Origin of the sequence: Paraburkholderia sp. BR10937 (assembly GCF_040965695.1) — a bacterium.
GTDB lineage: Bacteria > Pseudomonadota > Gammaproteobacteria > Burkholderiales > Burkholderiaceae > Paraburkholderia.
The window spans coordinates 18,556-36,975 of sequence record NZ_JBFRCL010000010.1; the positions used below are offsets into that span (position 1 = coordinate 18,556).

Below are 18,420 nucleotides of genomic sequence, written 5' to 3' on the forward strand. Positions count from 1 at the left end.
CGTCAACTTGAATCTCACGCCCTTGCGGCATAAAGAGGGGGGACCATGTGGACCCTGCCGGTACTGATACTCGTCCTCGCGATCGCGATATCCATTCCGCTCAGCCGTTACATGGCATGGGTGATGGAAGGGCATTTTCCCGCGCCGCGCTGGCTGCGCTGGTTCGAGTCTCGTCTCGACAGCGGCGCGCAGGACTGGAAGCAATACACCCTTGCGCTGCTCGTCTTCAATGTGGCGCTGTTCGTGTTCGGCTTCGTTGTCCTTTCGCTGCAGCCGCTCATGCCGCTCAACCCGCTGGGGCGGGGCATGCTTGCGCCATCGACGATCTTCAACACGGTCATTTCGTTCATGACCAACACGAACCTGCAGCACTATTCGGGCGATCAGCATCTATCGAACTTCAGCCAGATCTTCTTCATCCTGCCGAACATGTTTCTTTCGGCGGCGGTGGGGCTCTGCGCGCTCACGGCCATCATCCGCGCGCTGCGCGGCGAGCATCGGCTCGGCAACTTCTTCGTCGATATGTGGCGTGTGGTGGTCTACATGTTCGTGCCGGTCGCGCTCGTAGTAGGCGTGATCTTCATTCACGAAGGCATGCCGATGACCTACGCGAGCGATGTGCAGGTCACGACGCTCGAACCCGGCGCGATGGGCACGGACGATCACGGCCAGGCGAAGCAGCAAACCTTGATAGTCGGCCCCGTTGCTGCGGTCATTCCGATCAAGATGCTCGGTACCAACGGCGGCGGCTTCTACGGCATGAACAGCGCGCAGCCGTATGAGAATCCCACTGCGCTCTCGAACATCGTGACCACCCTCGCGATGATGATTTTCCCGTTCTCGCTCGTACTCATGTACGGGCGCATGCTCGGGCGCTTGCGTCACGCGGTCGTGATTTACAGCGTGATGCTGACGATGATGATCGGCCTGATAGGCTGGGCCGTGTACTGGGACGCCATGCAGCCCAATCCCGCGTTCACGGCGCATCCGGTGGCGCGCACCTATGCGCTGGCCGGCACGCAGCATAGCGTGACGATTCCGCCCGTGGCTGGGTTGCCCGTCGATCAACACCTCGGCAATCTGGAGGGCAAGGAGTTGCGTTTCGGCACGTCGGCGGGCGCGACATTCGCTGCGATCACCACGGATGTCACGTGCGGCGCCGTCAACGCCGAGCACGATAGCTTGAACCCGATTGCCGGCCTTTCGCCGCTCATCGGCATGTGGCTGAACTGCGTATTTGGCGGCAAGGGTGTGGGCATGATCAACCTGCTGCTGTTCCTCGTGGTGGGCGTATTCCTCGCCGGGCAGATGGTGGGGCGCACGCCGGAGTACCTGGGCCGCAAGGTGGGTGCGCGTGAAATGAAACTCGCGATGATCGCGCTGCTCGTGCACCCGATCCTGATTCTCGGGCCCACGGGGCTTTTCTCCGCCACCGACTGGGGCACGAAGGCCGAGGCGAATCCGGGGGCACACGGTTTCAGTGAAATCGTCTACCAGTTCTCCTCGTCATCGGCGAACAACGGATCCGCCATGGACGGCCTCGCGACCACCTACGGCCTGAACGCGAACCCGAACCCCGCGCCCACCGCGGTGCAATGGGATACGGCAACCGGCCTCGTCATGCTGTTCTCGCGCTATTTGCCGATCGTGGCGCCTATCGCCATGGCCGCATTCCTTGGCCGAAAGAAGACGGCGCCCGCAACGCTTGGCACGATGCGCGACAACACCGCGACGTTCGGCTTCCTGCTGCTGGGTACGATCCTGATCGTCGGAGCATTGCTGTTCCTGCCGGTGGCGGCGCTTGGTCCGCTTGCGAACCACCTCGGGCCAATTCCATTCGGCGGATGACGCAGCGGTGAACTTGCTGGAATGCCTCCGTCGAATTATCGAGGAATGCAAATCATGAACTCGACGCCTGCCGTACCCAAAACGATGCTTGTCTCGCGCGGCCCGCAGCCGCCGCACAGGCGGCGCGACCAGCTGTTCGACCGCGAACTGGTGCGCCTCGCGCTCAAGCAGTCGATCATCGCGCTGCGACCGGATATTCAGTGGAAGAATCCGGTGATGTTCGTCGTCGAGATCGGTGCGGTGCTGACCTTCGTGTTCATTCTCGAGATCGCGTTCGGCATCGCCCATAGCGCGGCTCCGCTCACGTATTTCATCGCGCTCGATGTCTGGCTGTTTCTCACGGTGGTGTTTGCCAACTTCGCGACCGCCATCGCGGAGGAACGCGGCAAGGCCCAGGCCGACACATTGCGGCGCGCTCGGCGCGACACGTCCGCGATGCGGCTGCGTGCAGACGGCGGCTTCGAAACCGTTGCCTCCATGCAGTTGCGGCGCGGCGACGTGGTGATGGTGCGCGCGGGCGACGTGATTCCGGGCGACGGCGAAGTGATCGAAGGTGCCGCTTCCGTCGACGAATCGGCAATCACTGGCGAGTCCGCGCCTGTGATCCGCGACGCGGGTGGCGACCGCTCGGGTGTCACGGGCGGCACCACGGTGCTTTCCGACGAGATCACGGTGCGTATCTCGGCCAACCCCGGCGAGACGTTTCTCGACCGCATGATCGGGCTCGTGGAAGGCGCGGTGCGCCAGCGCACGCCGAACGAAATCGCGCTCACGCTCGTGCTCTCCGCGTTCACGCTGATCTTCCTGATCGTGGTCGTGCCGCTGTGGCCGATGGCGTACAACGCCGAGCAGTACATGACGAGCTACCTGGGCTTGAGCGAGCCGCTGCACAGCCTGGGCACCGACGTGCCGACGCTCGTGGCGTTGCTCGTCTGCCTCATTCCGACCACCATCGGCGCGCTGCTCGCGGCCATCGGCATAGCGGGCATGGACCGGGCGCTGCGCGCGAACATCATCGCGAAGAGCGGCAAGGCCGTGGAAGTGGCGGGCGATATCGACACCGTGGTGCTCGACAAGACCGGCACGATCACCATCGGCAATCGCCGGGCTACGGCGTTCATGCCGATTGGCACTGCGGATGAAAGCGAGCTCAAGCGGCTTGCCGCGCTCGCGTCGTTCGGCGACCTCACGCCGGAAGGCAAGAGCATCGCAGCCGTGGGGGGCTCGCCTCTTGCGCCCTATGCAGGTCACAGCGCGACCTCGGAAAGCACGCGTGTGATTCCCTTCTCGGCGCAAACGCGCATGAGCGGGGTCGATCTCGCGGACGGCCGCTCGATCCGCAAGGGCGCGCCCGACGCTGTGATCGCATGGGTGCGCGAGCGCGGCGGCGAGGTGCCGTACGGACTCGATGCGATCCTCAAGCAGGCCGGCGCACAGGGCGCCACGCCGATTGCGGTCGCCAACGGCAACGAGATCGCGGGCGTCGTGCTGCTCGAAGACATCCTGAAGCCCGGCATCCGCGAGCGGATCCAGCGCCTGCGCGCAATGGGCCTCTACACGGTGATGGTCACCGGCGACAACGCGTTGACCGCGGCGACGATCGCGCGTCTCGCGGGCGTCGATCAGTTCATCGCGCAGGCCACGCCCGAGGCGAAGCTCACCTACCTGCGCACCGAGCAGGCGGAGGGCAAGCTGGTCGCGATGATGGGCGACGGCACCAACGACGCGCCCGCGCTCGCCCAGGCCGACGTGGGCCTGGCGATGAACTCCGGCACGCAGGCCGCGAAAGAGGCCGGCAACATGGTCGACCTCGATAGCGACCCGACCAAGCTCATCGAGGTCGTCGAGATCGGCAAGCAGTTGCTCATGACGCGCGGTGCTTTGACCACGTTCTCGATCGCGAACGACGTGGCCAAGTATTTCGCGATCGTGCCGGCGCTGTTCGCCGGCACGCTGCCGTGGCTCGGTGCGATGGACGTGATGCATCTGCATTCGCCGACGTCGGCAATCCTTTCGGCGGTGATCTTCAACGCCCTGATCATTCCGCTGCTGATTCCGGTAGCGTTGCGCGGCGTGCGCTACCGCGCGCTGGGCGCAGATGCGCTGTTGCGCCGCAATCTGTTGATTTGGGGTTTAGGCGGGGTGATTGTGCCGTTCGCGGGCATCAAGCTGATCGACGTCGTGATGACCGTGCTGGGGCTGGTTTCCTGATGGATACGGGAAAAAGGGGAAAGTCATGCTGCGCCACATTTCGAAGAGCCTCTGGCTGCTGGGTTTTGCCGTCGTGCTCGTATGCGGCATCTATCCGGGCGTGCTGTGGGTCATCGGACAGACCGCGTTTCCGTTCCAGGCCAACGGCAGTGTGGTCAAGGGGCCGGACGGCAAGGCGGTGGGTTCGCTGCTGATCGCTCAGCCGTTCACGAAGGACGAATACTTCCAGCCACGGCCATCGGCGGTTTCATATGACGCGTCGTCGTCCGGATCGTCGGGGCTCGGTGCGGCGAACTACGCGCTGCGTGACCGCGTGGCGCGCGCCATCGGGCCGATCGCAACGTATGCGGCGGGGCCGAAGGCGGGCCAGCTCGTCGCGCCCGATGTGGAGGCGTGGTTCCAGGCGGACCGCTTCGGCGGCCAGCCGCACATCGTCGCGCAATGGGCCAACACGCATAACAGCCTCGCGCAGGCATGGGTCAATGCCGATCCCACGCACGGTGCTTACGTGGATGCGTGGGCGAAGCAGCATCCCGCCGACGTGAAGCAATGGATAGCCGCAAACCCGGGCACGCCGCAGCCGAAGGCCGCCGATCTCGCGGTGCCGTTCTTCACGGCGTTTTCGGCGGCGAATCCGGGTAAGTTCCCGTCCGCCGTCACGCACAAGGACGCCAACGGGAAGGACGTGAGTGCGATCGAGCCCGTGAACGCAGGCAGCGACGTCCAGTCGATCTTCTTCGATATGTGGCGGCAGGACCATCCGGACGCCGTGCTGCAGAACGTGCCGGGGGACCTCGTGACCGCGTCGGCTTCCGGTCTCGACCCGGACATCACGCTCGCGAACGCGATGTTCCAGCTCGACCGCGTGGCGGCGGCGTGGGCGAAGGATACGAAGCGTGATCCTGCAATGGTTCGCGCCGAGATCAATGCCATGCTTCACGATTCGGCCCACGCACCGCTCGCCGGTCTCGTGGGTGAGCCAATGGTGAACGTGTTGCAGATGAATCTGGATCTGCGTCGCAAGTTTGGCTCGCCGGCGTGATTGTTCGCTTCGGTGAAGAGTCTTGCGCAGGGAGCAAACGCCACTCTTTACGACATTTTTTCTTGTGGGGCACAAACGTTAACTCTAGACTTTTGTTGAGAGGTGAATCCTGGAGAGTGCTCATGTCGAGGCGACATTCAACAACCGCTAGACACGCATCCCGCGCACGCAGCAAGCGGGGCATCGGCAGCGTGGTACTGAGGCGCTTTGATCCCTCGCGCGATTCGTACGAGCAGCTCACGACGATGCTGCATCGTGCGTTTGCGCGACTCGGTATGTCGGGGTTGAACTGCACCTGCGTGGACCAGGACGTGAGTGTCACGATGCGGCGAGCACAAGCTGGCGACTGCTTCGTGGTAGTTAGCGAAGGGGAGATCATCGGCACGATGACGCTCTACGCGCGCGACAGCGAATCAGCCTGCGAGCACTACCATCGCCGTGACGTGGCCACGGTCCGTCAACTGGCGATCGAGCCTTCATGGCAGAATCGCGGCATCGGAAAATCCCTGCTGGCGTTCGCCGAACACTGGGCCGCGACGCGCGGCTATGCAGAGCTGGCACTCGACACGCCGTATCCAGCAGCGCATCTGGTCTCGTTCTATCGCGGGCAGGGGTTCCGCATTGTCGATGCGATACGATTCGCCGGAAAGGTCTATGAAAGCGCGATACTGAGCAAGGCGCCTGTCGTTGCGCGGACACTGGCCGCGTGGACGCATCAAATCGCGCTGCCGAGTGCGCGTTTTGTTCGCTTCGCTGCGTGAAAAAAAACGACAACCGCGAGCCGTCGATAGCAACCGCTTGCCGTTCACCCTGTTTTCGTAAGTTGCACAGCCGTTCGGCCCATGGGCTCGCAGTGCAGCCCAATCATCTAATTGCCGGCACCTGACCCACAGGCACTGGCTCCTGATCTCCCGAATCGAACTGATCCCGGATCTCGCGTGGACGTTCTGACGTAGCGCGCAACCCAACTCGCCTTCCTGATGCCGTATTGACAAGATCTTTATACGGTTCGCCGCAGTCTTTCCGTCGAATTGATATTTCGCGAGCTGAAATAAAGATGAAACACCCGCTTGGCGGACTACGGCAGCTGCGGGAGGCAAGATGATTGCGAGTGCCGGCTTTCAGATCATTCTATTTCTGGTCGTACTGATCGCACTCGTGAAGCCGCTCGGGCTTTACGTGGCGCGAGCAGCCGAAGGCAGGGCTCCATGGCTGTCGGTGATCGGACGGCCTGTCGAGCGGCTGATCTATCGCGTCGCCGGTGTCGATCCAGACTCGGAGATGACCTGGAAGACCTACGCAGTTGCGCTGCTTCTGGTGAACGCCGTCGGCCTGCTCTTCCTGTATGCGCTGCAAAGGTTGCAGCAATGGCTGCCGCTCAATCCCCAGGCGCTCCCTGCCGTGAGTCCGGATTCGGCCCTCAATACGGCCGTGAGTTTCGTCACAAACACGAGCTGGCAGGGTTACGCCGGCGAAACGACCCTGAGCTATTTGAGCCAGATGCTCGGCATTACCGTGCAAAGTTTTCTCTCGGCAGCAAGCGGCATGGCGGTGATGTTCGCCCTCATGCGGGGACTCGCGAGGCACGGCGCGCAGTCGGTCGGCAACCTCTGGGTGGATCTGACGCGCTCGACTCTCTACGTCCTGCTGCCACTCTCCGTGCTGTTCGCAATCGCGTTCATGGCGCAAGGCGTGATCCAGAACTTCGACACGTACCGCGAGGTGCACACCTTGCAGGCGATCACATGGCAGCAGCCAAAACTGGATGCGCAGGGTCAACCGGTGCACGACGCCACAGGAAACGTGGTGCAGCAAAGCATGACTTCGCAGCAGCAGTTGCTACCCATGGGGCCGGTCGCCTCACAGGAGTCGATCAAACTGTTGAGCGGCGATGGTGGCGGTTTCTTCAACGCAAATTCTGCGCACCCCTATGAAAACCCAACACCGTTGGCCAACTTCCTGCAAATGCTGGCCATTCTGCTGATTCCGGCCGCGCTATGCTATACGTTCGGCGTGGCCGTCGGCGACCGTCGGCAAGGCTGGGCGCTGCTCGCGGCCATGGCTGTCATGTTCGTCGTGGCAGCCGCGATCACGGCGCAAGCCGAGCAGCATGTCACTCACATCGCAGCGCCACAAACCGGCATGGCGAACATGTCGGTCAATCTGTCGGGCGGCAACATGGAAGGCAAGGAAACGCGCTTCGGCGTAGTGACGTCTGCCCTCTATGCGACGGTGACGACGAGCGGCGGCGATGGCGCCGTCAACGCGATGCACGATTCGTTCACGCCAGCCGGCGGACTCGTACCGATGGTGCTGATGCAGACGGGTGAAGTCGTGTTCGGTGGCCCAGGCTCTGGACTTTTCAGCATGGTCATCTATGCAATGCTGGCTGTGTTCGTTGCCGGGCTGATGATTGGCCGGGCGCCTGAATACCTGGGCAAGAAGATCGACGCGTTCGAGATGAAGATGGTCGCAGTGGTGATTCTTTCGACACCCATTCTGGTGCTGGTCGGAACCGCGGTTTCCGTGCTGGTGCCGGCTGGGATCGCTGGGATTGCGAACCCCGGCCCGCATGGGTTCAGCGAAATTCTCTACGCGTTCTCGTCCGCGGCGAACAATAACGGCAGCGCGTTCGCCGGCCTGTCGGCGAATACGCCGTACTACAACTGGATGCTCGCGATTGCGATGTGGTTTGGCCGCTTTGCTGTGATCGTACCCGTGCTGGCGATTGCCGGATCGCTCGCGGGCAAACTTCGGCGAGAAGCAGGTCCGGGCACGCTGGCGACGCACAGTGCGCTCTTTGTCGGGCTGCTTATTGGGTCCGTGGTCATGATTGCCTCACTCACGTATCTACCGGCACTTGCGCTGGGACCCATCGTCGAGCACTTAAGCGCAGCAGTTGGCCACTAGACGGCAAGGGCAGGTGTTCGCGCCCATGATCGCAACCACGATGCCTCGTCAGGTCGATCCGGTGAAACTGGCGGAACTGCGTCGTCGGAAGCAGTACGTTTACGAATGGCCGATTCCCTTTAACGCTAATTTTAGATTGTATCCGGTAAGCTATCGGGCAGGAGGATCGCAATACTGCAACAGGAAGATCGTATGTCTACTCCATTGCGCTTTTCACGCGGGACCAATCTTCATAATTCGGGCGATTCTGGACCAGGAATTGATCGCCGGCGCGCGCGTCTGCGTTGCATGCGCGCGATCGTTATCGCCGGAGCGCTCGTTGCCTGTATCGCGGTCGCTTCGGGCTGGGCAGTTGTTGGCCTCGCTGCATACATCGCGTCCCTCGCGCCGCTGATCATCCTTTCCTGGTGAGACTGACGGGAGCTCGCGCGGCTGCTCGTCTCCGCCGCGCATTTTTCAATCGATGTCGAGCCTGGCGCCCATCTCCACTACCCGGTTAGGCGGCACCCCGAGGTGCGTGGTTGCATCCAGTTCGTTTTTGCGAAGCAGAACAAACAGACTCAACAGCAAACGCCGGCCGAGATTCAAGCCCGTACTTACGGTTAGCGACTCGTGTCCGAGGTAAAACGAGGTGGTCATGGCGTCATATTTCTCTCGCCCGGCTTTCTGCAAGGTTTGCTGGAGCAGTACCGGTACGTTTGGCGACTCAAGATAGCCATATCGCCCCACAATCCGAACGAAGCCCTGATCGAAGCACTGCACGTCAAACCGTTCATCCGGCGGTACGCGCGGGATTTCGCCCGTCAGCAGGGTTAGCAGAACCACGCGCTGGTGGAGAACCTGATTGTGCTTCAGATGATGGAGCAGGGTTGTGGGCACCGAGTCGCCGACCGCCATCAGAAACACTGCCGTGCCATTCACCCTGTAGCACGCGTCTTTTGCGAGGCTTGAGAGAAAGGCGTCGAGCGGCAAGCCTGAATCCCCCCGCGAACGGCGCATTGCCCGCAACCCCAACAGCCATGACGTCGATACAAGGAAGGTGAGGCCACCGATCGCTAGTGGCAGCCAGCCACCATCCGCAAACTTCAACGCGTTGGCTGCGACGAATGAAACATCCACCACCATGAAAACACCGGCGACGAGTACGACGCGCCACACAGGCCACTTCCATCGCACGTGTGCAAACGCGGCGAAGAGCATGGTGGTAATCGCCATGGTCGTTGATACCGCGATGCCAAAGGCAGCCGCAAGCCGGTCCGACGACTGGAAGAGCAACACCACGCCAATCGTTGCGGCCATGAGAAGCCAGTTCAAACCCGGCAGGTAGATCTGTCCGGCCGTGCTCGACGAAGTGTGCCTAACGGTCACGCGCGGCGACAGACCGAGTTGCGCCGCCTGTCGCGTAAGTGAGAACACCGCGGAAATCAGGGCCTGCGACGCGACGATGGTCGCGAGTGTCGCCAGTACCACCATGGGGTAGAGCCCCCATGTGGGGACTGTCGTATAGAACGGGCGCGATGCGGCGGCAGGCGCGCGCAATAGAAGCGCACCCTGCCCAAGATAGCTGGCGGTCAGCGCGGGCAGGGCAAGTCCATACCACGCCAGACGGATGGGCCGTGCGCCAAAGTGCCCCATGTCGGCATACAGTGCCTCGCCGCCGGTCAGGCACAGCACGACGGCTCCAAGCGCGAGAAAGCCCCTGAAGCCGTTGTGAAGGAAGAACGTGACGCCGTTGACCGGGTTGAACGCGGCGAGGATGGCAGGCGCCCCGGCAATTGACGCGACCCCCAGGACGAAAATCACGACGAACCAGATCGCCAGTATCGGCCCAAATGCAACACCGACCCTGCCGGATCCCAGAGGTTGGACAGCGAAGAGCGCCACGAGGATCACCACCGTGATCGGCACGACGAAATGCGAGAACGCCGGTGTGGCAACTTCGATGCCCTCGATCGCGCTCAACACGGATATCGCGGGCGTGATGACGCCGTCACCATACAGCATGGCCGTGCCGAACATCGCGAGGAACACCCAGCGTAGCGCAGCCTTTCGGGTTTCGCGTCCGGTACGATTGCCCACCAGCAGCGCCAGGAGTGCCAGCAAACCGCCTTCGCCATGGTTATCGGCCTGCATCAGAACGAGAACGTACTTGACGCTCACCATCAGGATGAGGGACCACAGGAAGAGCGAGACGATTCCCACCACGTTTTCCGGCGTCGCGGCCACGCCACGCGCGCCATTGAAAGCCTCCTGCAATGCATACAGGGGACTTGTTCCGAGATCGCCGAAGACGATGCCGAGCGCGGCGAGCGCCAGCGACGCCATTGCGGCGGCGCCAGGCTCGGAAGGCGGCGCATGGGGAGGAGTTTCGTTCTTCCCGTACGGCTCAGCTGGATCGACGCTGACGTTAGTCGGGTTCGACATGTTGGCTATGGTCGTGTGGTTTGAATCACGGCAAAGCGCAGCCATCAGTGCGCGGATTTTGCATCAGTTTCGTGAAGCTGTCGCTCGTAGCGTAGGTCACATACGAAAGATTTTGCAGGCTATCTCCGCCTGTCGAGCCCCGGAACTAATGAATTAAACAGCTTACGCAATACAAGTGGGCGACCCTGCGGCCACAGATGTGTCGATGGTCGCAGTCTTCCATGTATTCGATATTTACACCTTTTTTATTCGCGGCTGCCTAGTCTTGTCATGACCATTACGAGGCTCTGACTTTACGTCGTCATTTCCGATCCACCAAGGGGGCAGAAATGGACCTCATCTATATTGCCGGCATTGTGGTCTTCCTCGGACTCAGTGTCGCGCTTGTCATTGGTTGCGAGAAGCTATACGGACGTGCACCGGGAGGTCGGCCATGACCACATGGATGATCTGGCTCGCCGCCGCCGCGACGCTACTCCTGCTCGTGTACCTCGTGTACGCGCTCCTGCGCGCAGAGGAACTCGAATGAATACCTACAACGTGCTTCACGTCGTGCTTTTCATCGTAGTGCTGACTGCTGTCGCCATTCCGCTTGGCCACTACATGACCTCGGTGCTCGACGGCACGTCGGTCGTCGTGCGCAAGATCGGGCGGCCAGTCGAGCATTCTCTGTATCAGCTTGCTGGAGTGGATCCCGATGCCGAGATGTCGTGGAAACAGTACGCGTTCGCGGTGCTGCTGTTCAATGCGCTCGGCGCGTTGGCGGTATATGGCTTTCTGCGCCTGCAGCAATGGCTGCCGGCGAACCCGCAGAGCTTCGGCCCCATGACACCCGACGCCGCATTCAATACGGCAGTGAGCTTTATCACCAACACGAACTGGCAGAACTATACGCCGGAAACAACAGTGAGCTATCTCACGCAGATGACGGCGCTCGCTGTCCAGAACTTCCTTTCCGCAGCGACCGGCATTGCCGTGGCCGTCGCGCTCATACGGGGGTTTGCGCGCCACACGACAAAGACGATCGGCAATTTCTGGGTCGACCTGACGCGCTCCACGCTGTACATACTCATGCCAATCGCGTTTGTCATCGCGTTAGTGCTCGTGAGTCAGGGCGCGATCCAGAACTTCAGGGCGTACGTGGACGTGCCCACGCTGCAGGTCACGACCTACCAGGTGCCGAAGACCGACGCACAGGGCAACCCGATCAAGGATGCAAAGGGCAACCCCGTGATGCAGGACATGAAGGCGGACAAGCAGACCATTGCGATGGGCCCGCTGGCTTCGCAGGAAGCGATCAAGATGCTCGGCACCAATGGCGGCGGATTTTTCAACGCCAATTCCGCGCATCCGTACGAGAACCCGACGCCCCTGGCCAATTTCGTCCAGGTGATCGCCATGCTGTGCATTGGCGCCGCGCTGTGCGTCGTTTTCGGCAGGATGGTCGGTGATAACCGGCAAGGTTATGCGGTGCTCGCGGCCATGACCATCGCGTTCGCGATTGGATGCTGGGGTGAGATCGCGTCTGAGCAGGCCGGAAATCCGATGTTCACCTCGCTGCGCGTCGACCAGACCAGGTCGGCGCTGCAGACTGGCGGCAACATGGAAGGTAAGGAAGTGCGGTTTGGCATTGCTGACTCCGGCATCTTCACGGTCGCGACCACGTCTGCATCGTGCGGCGCGGTCAACAACGCGCACGATTCTCTAACGCCGATGGGTGGCTTCGTGCCGATCCTGATGATGCAACTGGGCGAGGTCGTGTATGGCGGCGTAGGCTCAGGGCTCTATGGGATGCTGGTTTTTGCGCTTCTCGCCGTGTTCATCGCCGGGTTGATGATCGGGCGTACGCCTGAATACATCGGCAAGAAGATCGAATCGTACGAGATGAAGATGGTATCGATTGCGGTCCTCATCATGCCGATGATCGTGCTGGTCGGCACGTCCATTGGCGTTCTGTCTCCGCTCGGCACCGCGGGTATTGCGAATCCCGGCCCGCATGGCTTCTCCGAAATTCTTTACGCATTCACTTCGGCCACGAACAACAACGGCAGCGCGTTCGCGGGGCTTTCGGTCAACACGCCGTTCTATAACGTTCTACTGGCCATTGCCATGTGGTTTGGTCGGTTCGTGCCGGCGGTCGCGGTGCTCGCCGTCGCGGGCTCGCTCGCAGAAAAGAAGCGCATAGCGGTAACGGAGGGAACCTTGCCCACGCATGGTCCGCTGTTCGTTGTCCTGCTGCTCGGGGCCGTACTCCTGATCGGCGCGCTGACGTTCGTGCCTGCCCTTGCGCTTGGTCCCGTTGCCGAGCATCTGTCGATGATTGCGGCTCACTGAGTACGAGGAAAGCATGACTACGCCCGCTCAACCGCCCGCCCATCGCCCTGACAATCTTGGCCAGGCACGCACGGCTGCACGGTCGATGTTCGACCCGGTGCTCGTGAGGCCCGCAATCGCCGAGTCGTTCAGAAAGCTCAAGCCGCGTACACAGTTGCGTAACCCTGTTATGTTTTGCGTGTACGTGGGCAGCATCCTGACGACGATACTCTGGTTTGCCGCGCTCGCGGGGCAAGCCGAGGCGCCGGCGGGCTTCATCCTCGCCATTGCGCTGTGGCTGTGGTTTACCGTGCTCTTCGCCAACTTTGCGGAAGCGCTCGCCGAAGGCCGTTCCAAGGCACAGGCAGCATCGCTGCGCAGCGCGAAACACAACGTGATGGCGAAAAAGCTCAACGACCCGCATCCGAAATCGCCCGTCACAGTGATGGCCTCCACCGATCTGAGGAAAGGCGACGTCGTGCTGGTGGAGACAGGGGACACGATCCCTGCCGACGGCGACGTCATCGAGGGCGTCGCGTCTGTTGATGAGTCGGCCATTACGGGCGAGTCAGCGCCGGTGATTCGCGAATCCGGTGGAGACTTTTCTTCGGTGACGGGCGGGACGCGCGTGCTATCCGACTGGATCGTCGTGCGTGTCTCGGTCAATCCCGGAGAAGCATTCCTCGACCGGATGATTGCAATGGTCGAAGGGGCGAAGCGTCAAAAGACGCCAAACGAGATTGCTCTGACGATCCTGCTGGTGGCGCTGACACTCATACTGCTGTTTGCCACGGCGACGTTACTGCCGTTCTCCGTTTTCTCCGTTGCGGCCGCACAAGCGGGTCACGTCGTGACCATTACGGCACTCGTGGCCCTGCTCGTCTGCCTGATCCCGACCACCATCGGCGGGCTGCTTTCCGCCATTGGCGTGGCAGGCATGAGCCGCATGATGCAGGCAAACGTGATCGCGACGTCGGGGCGTGCCGTTGAGGCGGCGGGTGACGTCGATGTTCTGCTGCTCGACAAGACCGGCACCATCACGCTGGGCAACCGGCAGGCATCGACGTTTATTCCGGCTCCCGGTGTTTCGGAGCAGGACCTCGCCGACGCGGCCCAACTGGCGTCGCTCGCCGACGAAACGCCCGAAGGCCGCAGTATCGTCGTGCTTGCGAAGCAGCGCTTCAATATCCGGGAGCGCGACATGGCGACGTTGCACGCCACGTTCCTCGGTTTTACGGCGCAGACGCGGATGAGCGGAGTCGACTTGCCGGAGCGCGAGATTCGCAAGGGTGCATCCGAGGCGGTCAAACTGTATGTCGAGGCCACCGGCGGCCGCTATCCTGGCGAGGTGAATAACGCGGTTACCGATGTTGCGAGACGCGGGAGTACACCGCTGGTGGTTGCCGAGAAGCCGGGCGGCCACGGCAGCACTGGTGGCACGGCGCGCGTGCTCGGCGTAATAGAGCTGAAGGACATCGTCAAGGGTGGTATCAAGGAGCGCTTCGCCGAATTGCGCAAAATGGGCATCCGGACGGTCATGATCACGGGCGACAACCGGCTCACGGCCGCAGCCATTGCTGCTGAAGCCGGTGTCGACGACTTCCTTGCTGAAGCGACACCGGAAGCCAAGCTCAAGATGATCCGCGAACATCAGACGGCCGGGCGACTCGTAGCGATGACGGGAGACGGTACCAACGATGCGCCCGCGCTTGCACAGGCCGACGTCGCGGTGGCGATGAACAGCGGCACGCAGGCGGCGAAGGAAGCAGGCAACATGGTCGACCTCGATTCGAACCCGACGAAGCTGATCGAGATCGTCGAGATCGGCAAGCAGATGCTGATGACACGTGGCTCGCTCACGACGTTCTCGATCGCGAATGATGTCGCGAAATACTTCGCGATCATTCCGGCGGCGTTCGCTTCAACTTATCCGAATCTGCGCGTGCTGGACGTCATGCACCTGACGTCCCCGTCGTCAGCCATCCTTTCGGCGGTCATTTTCAACGCACTCATCATCGTCGCGCTCATCCCGCTCGCGCTCAAGGGGGTCCGGTATCGTGCGCTCGGCGCCGCTGCCGTCTTGCGCAGGAATCTGCTGATCTATGGTCTTGGTGGAATCCTGTTGCCATTTCCGTTCATCAAGCTGATCGACGTCGTGCTCACCGCTTTTGGATGGGTTTGAACCATGAACAATTCCTTGCGCCCCGTGCTCGTGCTGTTTGTCTTGCTGACGGTGATCACGGGCGGAATCTATCCGCTCGCGGTGACTGCGATTTCCCAGGCCGTGTTTTCGCATCAAGCCAACGGCAGTCTGATAGAGAAGGACGGCAAGCCGGTCGGCTCTGCGCTGATCGGCCAGCAGTTCGACGCGCCGTACTATTTCTGGGGCCGCGTCTCGGCCACGACACCGAACCCTTATAACGCACAGAATTCCGGCGCCTCGAATCTCGGACCGACGAATCCCGCACTGACCGACGAAGTGAAAGCGCGCATCGCGGCGCTGCACGATGCCGACCCGTCGAACACGACACCCCCTCCGGTGGATCTCGTGACTTCGTCAGGCAGCGGGCTGGACCCCGATATCACACCGGCTGCGGCTGCGTATCAGGCTGAGCGCGTGGCAAAAGCCCGTGGCCTTACACTCGACCAGGTCAACGGACTGATCGCGCAGAACACATCCGGACGGCAACTCAGCGTATTCGGTGAGCCACGCGTGAATGTACTGCGTTTGAATCTCGCGCTCGACGGGATCAAGCCTATGCATTGAGTTTTTGCCCGCGCGGCGGAACCTGACCAACACACGTGCCGCGACAGCAAGACAATGGGATGACTCGCAAGGAGATGTGCGATGAACCGGCCCGATCCCGACGAACTGCTGGACCGGCTGCAGCGTGATGAAGAGAGAAGCCAGCGAGGACGGCTCAAGATATTTTTTGGCGCATCGGCCGGCGTCGGCAAGACGTTTGCGATGCTGCAGGCCGCGCGGCGCCTCAACGACGAAGGTGCCGACGTCGTTGTGGGGATCGTCGAAACGCATGGGCGCAAGGAGACGCTCGCACTCATCGAAGGCCTGGAAGTCATCGCACCGGCGCGCATCGAATATCGCGGCCGCCTACTGGCCGAATTCGATCTCGACGCCGCGCTCGCGCGCAAGCCGCAGCTGATCCTCGTCGACGAACTCGCGCATTCGAACGTCCAGGGCAGTCGGCATCTGAAGCGCTGGCAGGACGTGCAGGAACTGCTGGATGCCGGTATCGACGTGTTCACGACGGTCAACGTCCAGCATCTCGAGAGCCTGAACGACGTAGTCGGGCAGATCACGGGTATTCGCGTGTGGGAGACGGTACCCGACCGTGTGTTCGATCTTGCCGACGAGGTGACGCTGGTCGATCTGCCGCCTGAGGAACTGCTTGACCGGCTGCGCGATGGCAAGGTTTACATGCCGCAGCAAGCGGAGCGTGCGGTCCGCAATTTCTTTCGCAAGGGCAATCTGATCGCGCTGCGCGAACTCGCGTTGCGTCGCACGGCTGACCGTGTCGATGCGCAGATGCGCGAGTACCGCGCCGATCAGTCGATCGAGAGGATCTGGCAGGCACGCGAACGCATTATCGTGTGCGTCGGTGCGGGCCAGGAGAGCAGCAATCTCGTGCGCGCGGCGGCGCGCCTTGCGTCGAACCAGAAAGCGGACTGGTTAGCCGTCTACGTTGAGACGCCGAAGCTTGCGCGGCTGCCTGATGCCATTCGCAAGCGCACGCTCGACGCGCTCAAGCTGGCGTCTGAGCTGGGCGCGGAAACCGTCACGCTGCAGGGCGACGAGATCTCGCCGACGGTGCTGGCTTACGCTCGCATGCGCAATGTTTCGAAGCTGGTGGTGGGCGCGTCATCGGTGAGGGGATGGCGTGCGCGCCTCAGCCCGTCGGTCGCACAGCAGATGGTCTGGTCGGCGCGCGATATCGACGTTACGGTAGTCAACTCCGGCGCGGTGCGCGAAGCCGCCGAGCGCCACGATGCCATGAGTGGGTTTGCCGGGCCCGATATGGGGGCTCGCCGCTCCACACCGGTCTCCTATGCCTACGCACTCGCGATCTGTGCGGCCATTACGGCCATTGCCGGCATGCTGCTCGACCGGATCGCGCAGGCCAATCTCGTGATGCTCTATCTGCTCGGTGCTGTCTTTACGGCCGCGCGGCTTGGGCGCGGGCCAGGCGTGCTGTTCTCGTTTCTCGGGGTGGCTGCGTTCGATTTTTTTTTCGTGCCGCCGCGCATGTCTTTCACGGTCTCCGACACACAATATCTGCTCACCTTCGCCGTGATGCTCATGACGTCGCTGGTAATCAGTCACCTGACGGCGAGCCTCAAGCGTCAGGCGCATCTCGCCACGCTGCGCGAGCGCCGCACGGGGGCGATGTTCGCGATGACGCGCGAACTGGGTGGCGCGCTGATGACTGACCAGATCATCGAGATCGCGATGCGTCACGTGAGCGAAGTGTTCCAGGCACGCACGGCGATCCTGCTGCCAGATAGCACGGAGAAGGTGCGGCCCAAGGTAGAGAATCCCGATCCGGCCACGGCGCTCAGCGACGTCGATCTCGATCGCGATATCGCCCAATGGGTCTACGACCAGCAAAAACAGGCCGGTCACGGTACCGAGACCCTTCCTGCCGCGACGGCGCTGTATCTGCCACTCAAGGCGCCGATGCGCACTCGCGGTGTAATCGCGTTGCTGTCCGAACGGATGGCAGAGTTTGCCGTGCCCGAACAGCAGCGCATGCTCGAGAGCTTCGTCGCGCAGATCGCGCTCGCGCTCGAACGGGTGCACTACGTTGAGATCGCACAGGACGCACTGGTCAGCATGGAATCGGAACGACTGCGCAACTCGTTGTTGTCCGCGATTTCCCATGACCTGCGCACGCCGCTCACGGCTATCGTGGGGTTTGCATCGGTGCTTGCCGAGCAGGGCGTTGCCGTGTCGGGTGGGCCCAAGGCACAGGATCTGTCGGGGGCGATCCGCGAGGAGGCACTGAGGATGAATGGACTCGTCATCAATCTGCTCGACATGGCGCGTCTTCAGGAAGGCAGCATGCGGCTGAACCGGCAGTGGTCGTCGATCGAGGAGGTGATCGGCTCCGCGCTGGCCGGCTGCCGGCGCATGCTGGGGGACCGCAAGGTTCAGGCACGCGTGCCCCCGGATCTCCCGCTCGTGCAACTCGACGCGGTACTCGTCGAACGGCTCTTCGCGAACCTGCTCGAGAACGCGGCCAAATATACGCCCGCCGGGACGCCGCTAACGATTGATGCGTCCATGTTGCAGGATGAGGCGCACAGGTACGTGCGGGTCGAAGTCTGTGATAGCGGGCCGGGTCTGTCCGCGGGGATGGAATCGCGGGTGTTCGACAAGTTCACCCGGGGTGAGAAGGAGTCGGCACTGCCGGGTATTGGCTTGGGACTCGCCATCTGCCGCGCGATCGTCGAGGCACACGGGGGCAAGATCGGCGCGTCAAACCGCGTTGACATGAACGGCAAAGTGCTCGGCGCCTGTTTCTGGATCATGCTGCCCGCGGACGAGACACCGCCTGTGGAAACCGATGTTCCGGAGCTTCCCGATACGGGGGCATCATCCCGGAGCCGGTCATCGGACGTCTCCGGCGGCACCGTGAATCGCCTATGAATGT

Annotated in this window: 11 protein-coding genes; 10 read left to right on the top strand and 1 reads right to left on the bottom strand. The window is 62.1% G+C overall.

What is annotated here, in order from left to right:
- Positions 1–45: 45 nt before the first annotated feature.
- The 5 genes from kdpA (AB4Y44_RS10590) (at position 46) to kdpA (AB4Y44_RS10610) (ending at position 8,011) form a co-directional block, all read left to right on the top strand.
- On the top strand, positions 46–1,848 hold the full coding sequence (kdpA, locus tag AB4Y44_RS10590; protein WP_368699469.1) for a potassium-transporting ATPase subunit KdpA: 1,803 nt from the start codon (positions 46–48) through the stop codon (positions 1,846–1,848).
- Between the two features lie 84 nt (positions 1,849–1,932).
- Positions 1,933–4,059, top strand: coding sequence for a potassium-transporting ATPase subunit KdpB (gene kdpB, locus AB4Y44_RS10595; protein WP_368699573.1), 2,127 nt, complete (start codon positions 1,933–1,935; stop codon positions 4,057–4,059).
- 25 nt (positions 4,060–4,084) lie between these two features.
- Positions 4,085–5,101: a potassium-transporting ATPase subunit C gene (locus AB4Y44_RS10600; protein ID WP_368699470.1), complete on the top strand. Its 1,017-nt coding sequence runs from the start codon at positions 4,085–4,087 to the stop codon at positions 5,099–5,101.
- Positions 5,102–5,223: 122 nt separating this feature from the next.
- Entirely contained in the window at positions 5,224–5,862 is a 639-nt protein-coding gene (locus AB4Y44_RS10605) for a GNAT family N-acetyltransferase (RefSeq protein WP_368699574.1), read from the top strand.
- Positions 5,863–6,202: 340 nt separating this feature from the next.
- A complete protein-coding gene (gene kdpA, locus AB4Y44_RS10610) occupies positions 6,203–8,011 on the top strand; it encodes a potassium-transporting ATPase subunit KdpA (RefSeq protein WP_368699471.1) in 1,809 nt (602 codons plus the stop codon).
- Positions 8,012–8,467: 456 nt separating this feature from the next.
- Here the strand turns inward: kdpA (AB4Y44_RS10610) and AB4Y44_RS10615 are convergent, their stop codons facing one another.
- Positions 8,468–10,435 carry a potassium transporter Kup gene (locus tag AB4Y44_RS10615; RefSeq protein WP_368699472.1) on the bottom strand — a complete coding sequence of 656 codons (1,968 nt, stop codon included), beginning with the start codon at positions 10,433–10,435 and terminating at the stop codon, positions 8,468–8,470.
- A gap of 433 nt (positions 10,436–10,868) precedes the next feature.
- Here AB4Y44_RS10615 and AB4Y44_RS10620 point away from each other — a divergent pair, with 433 nt between their 5' ends.
- The 5 genes from AB4Y44_RS10620 to AB4Y44_RS10640 all read left to right on the top strand — a co-directional run bounded on the left by AB4Y44_RS10620 (position 10,869) and on the right by AB4Y44_RS10640 (position 18,416).
- Positions 10,869–10,964: a potassium-transporting ATPase subunit F gene (locus AB4Y44_RS10620; protein ID WP_069268979.1), complete on the top strand. Its 96-nt coding sequence runs from the start codon at positions 10,869–10,871 to the stop codon at positions 10,962–10,964.
- A complete protein-coding gene (gene kdpA / locus AB4Y44_RS10625; RefSeq protein ID WP_368699473.1) occupies positions 10,961–12,769 on the top strand; it encodes a potassium-transporting ATPase subunit KdpA in 1,809 nt (602 codons plus the stop codon). The genes AB4Y44_RS10620 and kdpA (AB4Y44_RS10625) overlap by 4 nt, the downstream gene beginning before the upstream one ends.
- Before the next feature lie 13 nt (positions 12,770–12,782).
- The gene (gene kdpB, locus AB4Y44_RS10630; RefSeq protein ID WP_368699474.1) at positions 12,783–14,930 is read left to right on the top strand and encodes a potassium-transporting ATPase subunit KdpB; all 2,148 of its coding nucleotides are present in this window, start codon (positions 12,783–12,785) and stop codon (positions 14,928–14,930) included.
- Between the two features lie 3 nt (positions 14,931–14,933).
- Positions 14,934–15,515 (top strand): potassium-transporting ATPase subunit KdpC, encoded by a 582-nt coding sequence (gene kdpC / locus AB4Y44_RS10635; RefSeq protein ID WP_368699475.1) that lies wholly within the window; start codon positions 14,934–14,936, stop codon positions 15,513–15,515.
- Positions 15,516–15,596: 81 nt separating this feature from the next.
- A complete protein-coding gene (locus tag AB4Y44_RS10640) occupies positions 15,597–18,416 on the top strand; it encodes a DUF4118 domain-containing protein (protein WP_368699476.1) in 2,820 nt (939 codons plus the stop codon).
- Positions 18,417–18,420: the final 4 nt, after the last annotated feature.

Bases quoted from the DNA above. Each gene is read 5' to 3' on its own strand.
- kdpA (WP_368699469.1), top strand. From the start codon at position 46: ATGTGGACCCTGCCGGTACTGATACTCGTCCTCGCGATCGCGATATCC.
- AB4Y44_RS10615 (WP_368699472.1), bottom strand. From the start codon at position 10,435: ATGTCGAACCCGACTAACGTCAGCGTCGATCCAGCTGAGCCGTACGGG.
- AB4Y44_RS10605 (WP_368699574.1), top strand. From the start codon at position 5,224: ATGTCGAGGCGACATTCAACAACCGCTAGACACGCATCCCGCGCACGC.
- kdpB (WP_368699474.1), top strand. From the start codon at position 12,783: ATGACTACGCCCGCTCAACCGCCCGCCCATCGCCCTGACAATCTTGGC.
- kdpA (WP_368699473.1), top strand. From the start codon at position 10,961: ATGAATACCTACAACGTGCTTCACGTCGTGCTTTTCATCGTAGTGCTG.
- AB4Y44_RS10620 (WP_069268979.1), top strand. From the start codon at position 10,869: ATGACCACATGGATGATCTGGCTCGCCGCCGCCGCGACGCTACTCCTG.
- kdpC (WP_368699475.1), top strand. From the start codon at position 14,934: ATGAACAATTCCTTGCGCCCCGTGCTCGTGCTGTTTGTCTTGCTGACG.
- AB4Y44_RS10640 (WP_368699476.1), top strand. From the start codon at position 15,597: ATGAACCGGCCCGATCCCGACGAACTGCTGGACCGGCTGCAGCGTGAT.
- kdpB (WP_368699573.1), top strand. From the start codon at position 1,933: ATGCTTGTCTCGCGCGGCCCGCAGCCGCCGCACAGGCGGCGCGACCAG.
- AB4Y44_RS10600 (WP_368699470.1), top strand. From the start codon at position 4,085: ATGCTGCGCCACATTTCGAAGAGCCTCTGGCTGCTGGGTTTTGCCGTC.
- kdpA (WP_368699471.1), top strand. From the start codon at position 6,203: ATGATTGCGAGTGCCGGCTTTCAGATCATTCTATTTCTGGTCGTACTG.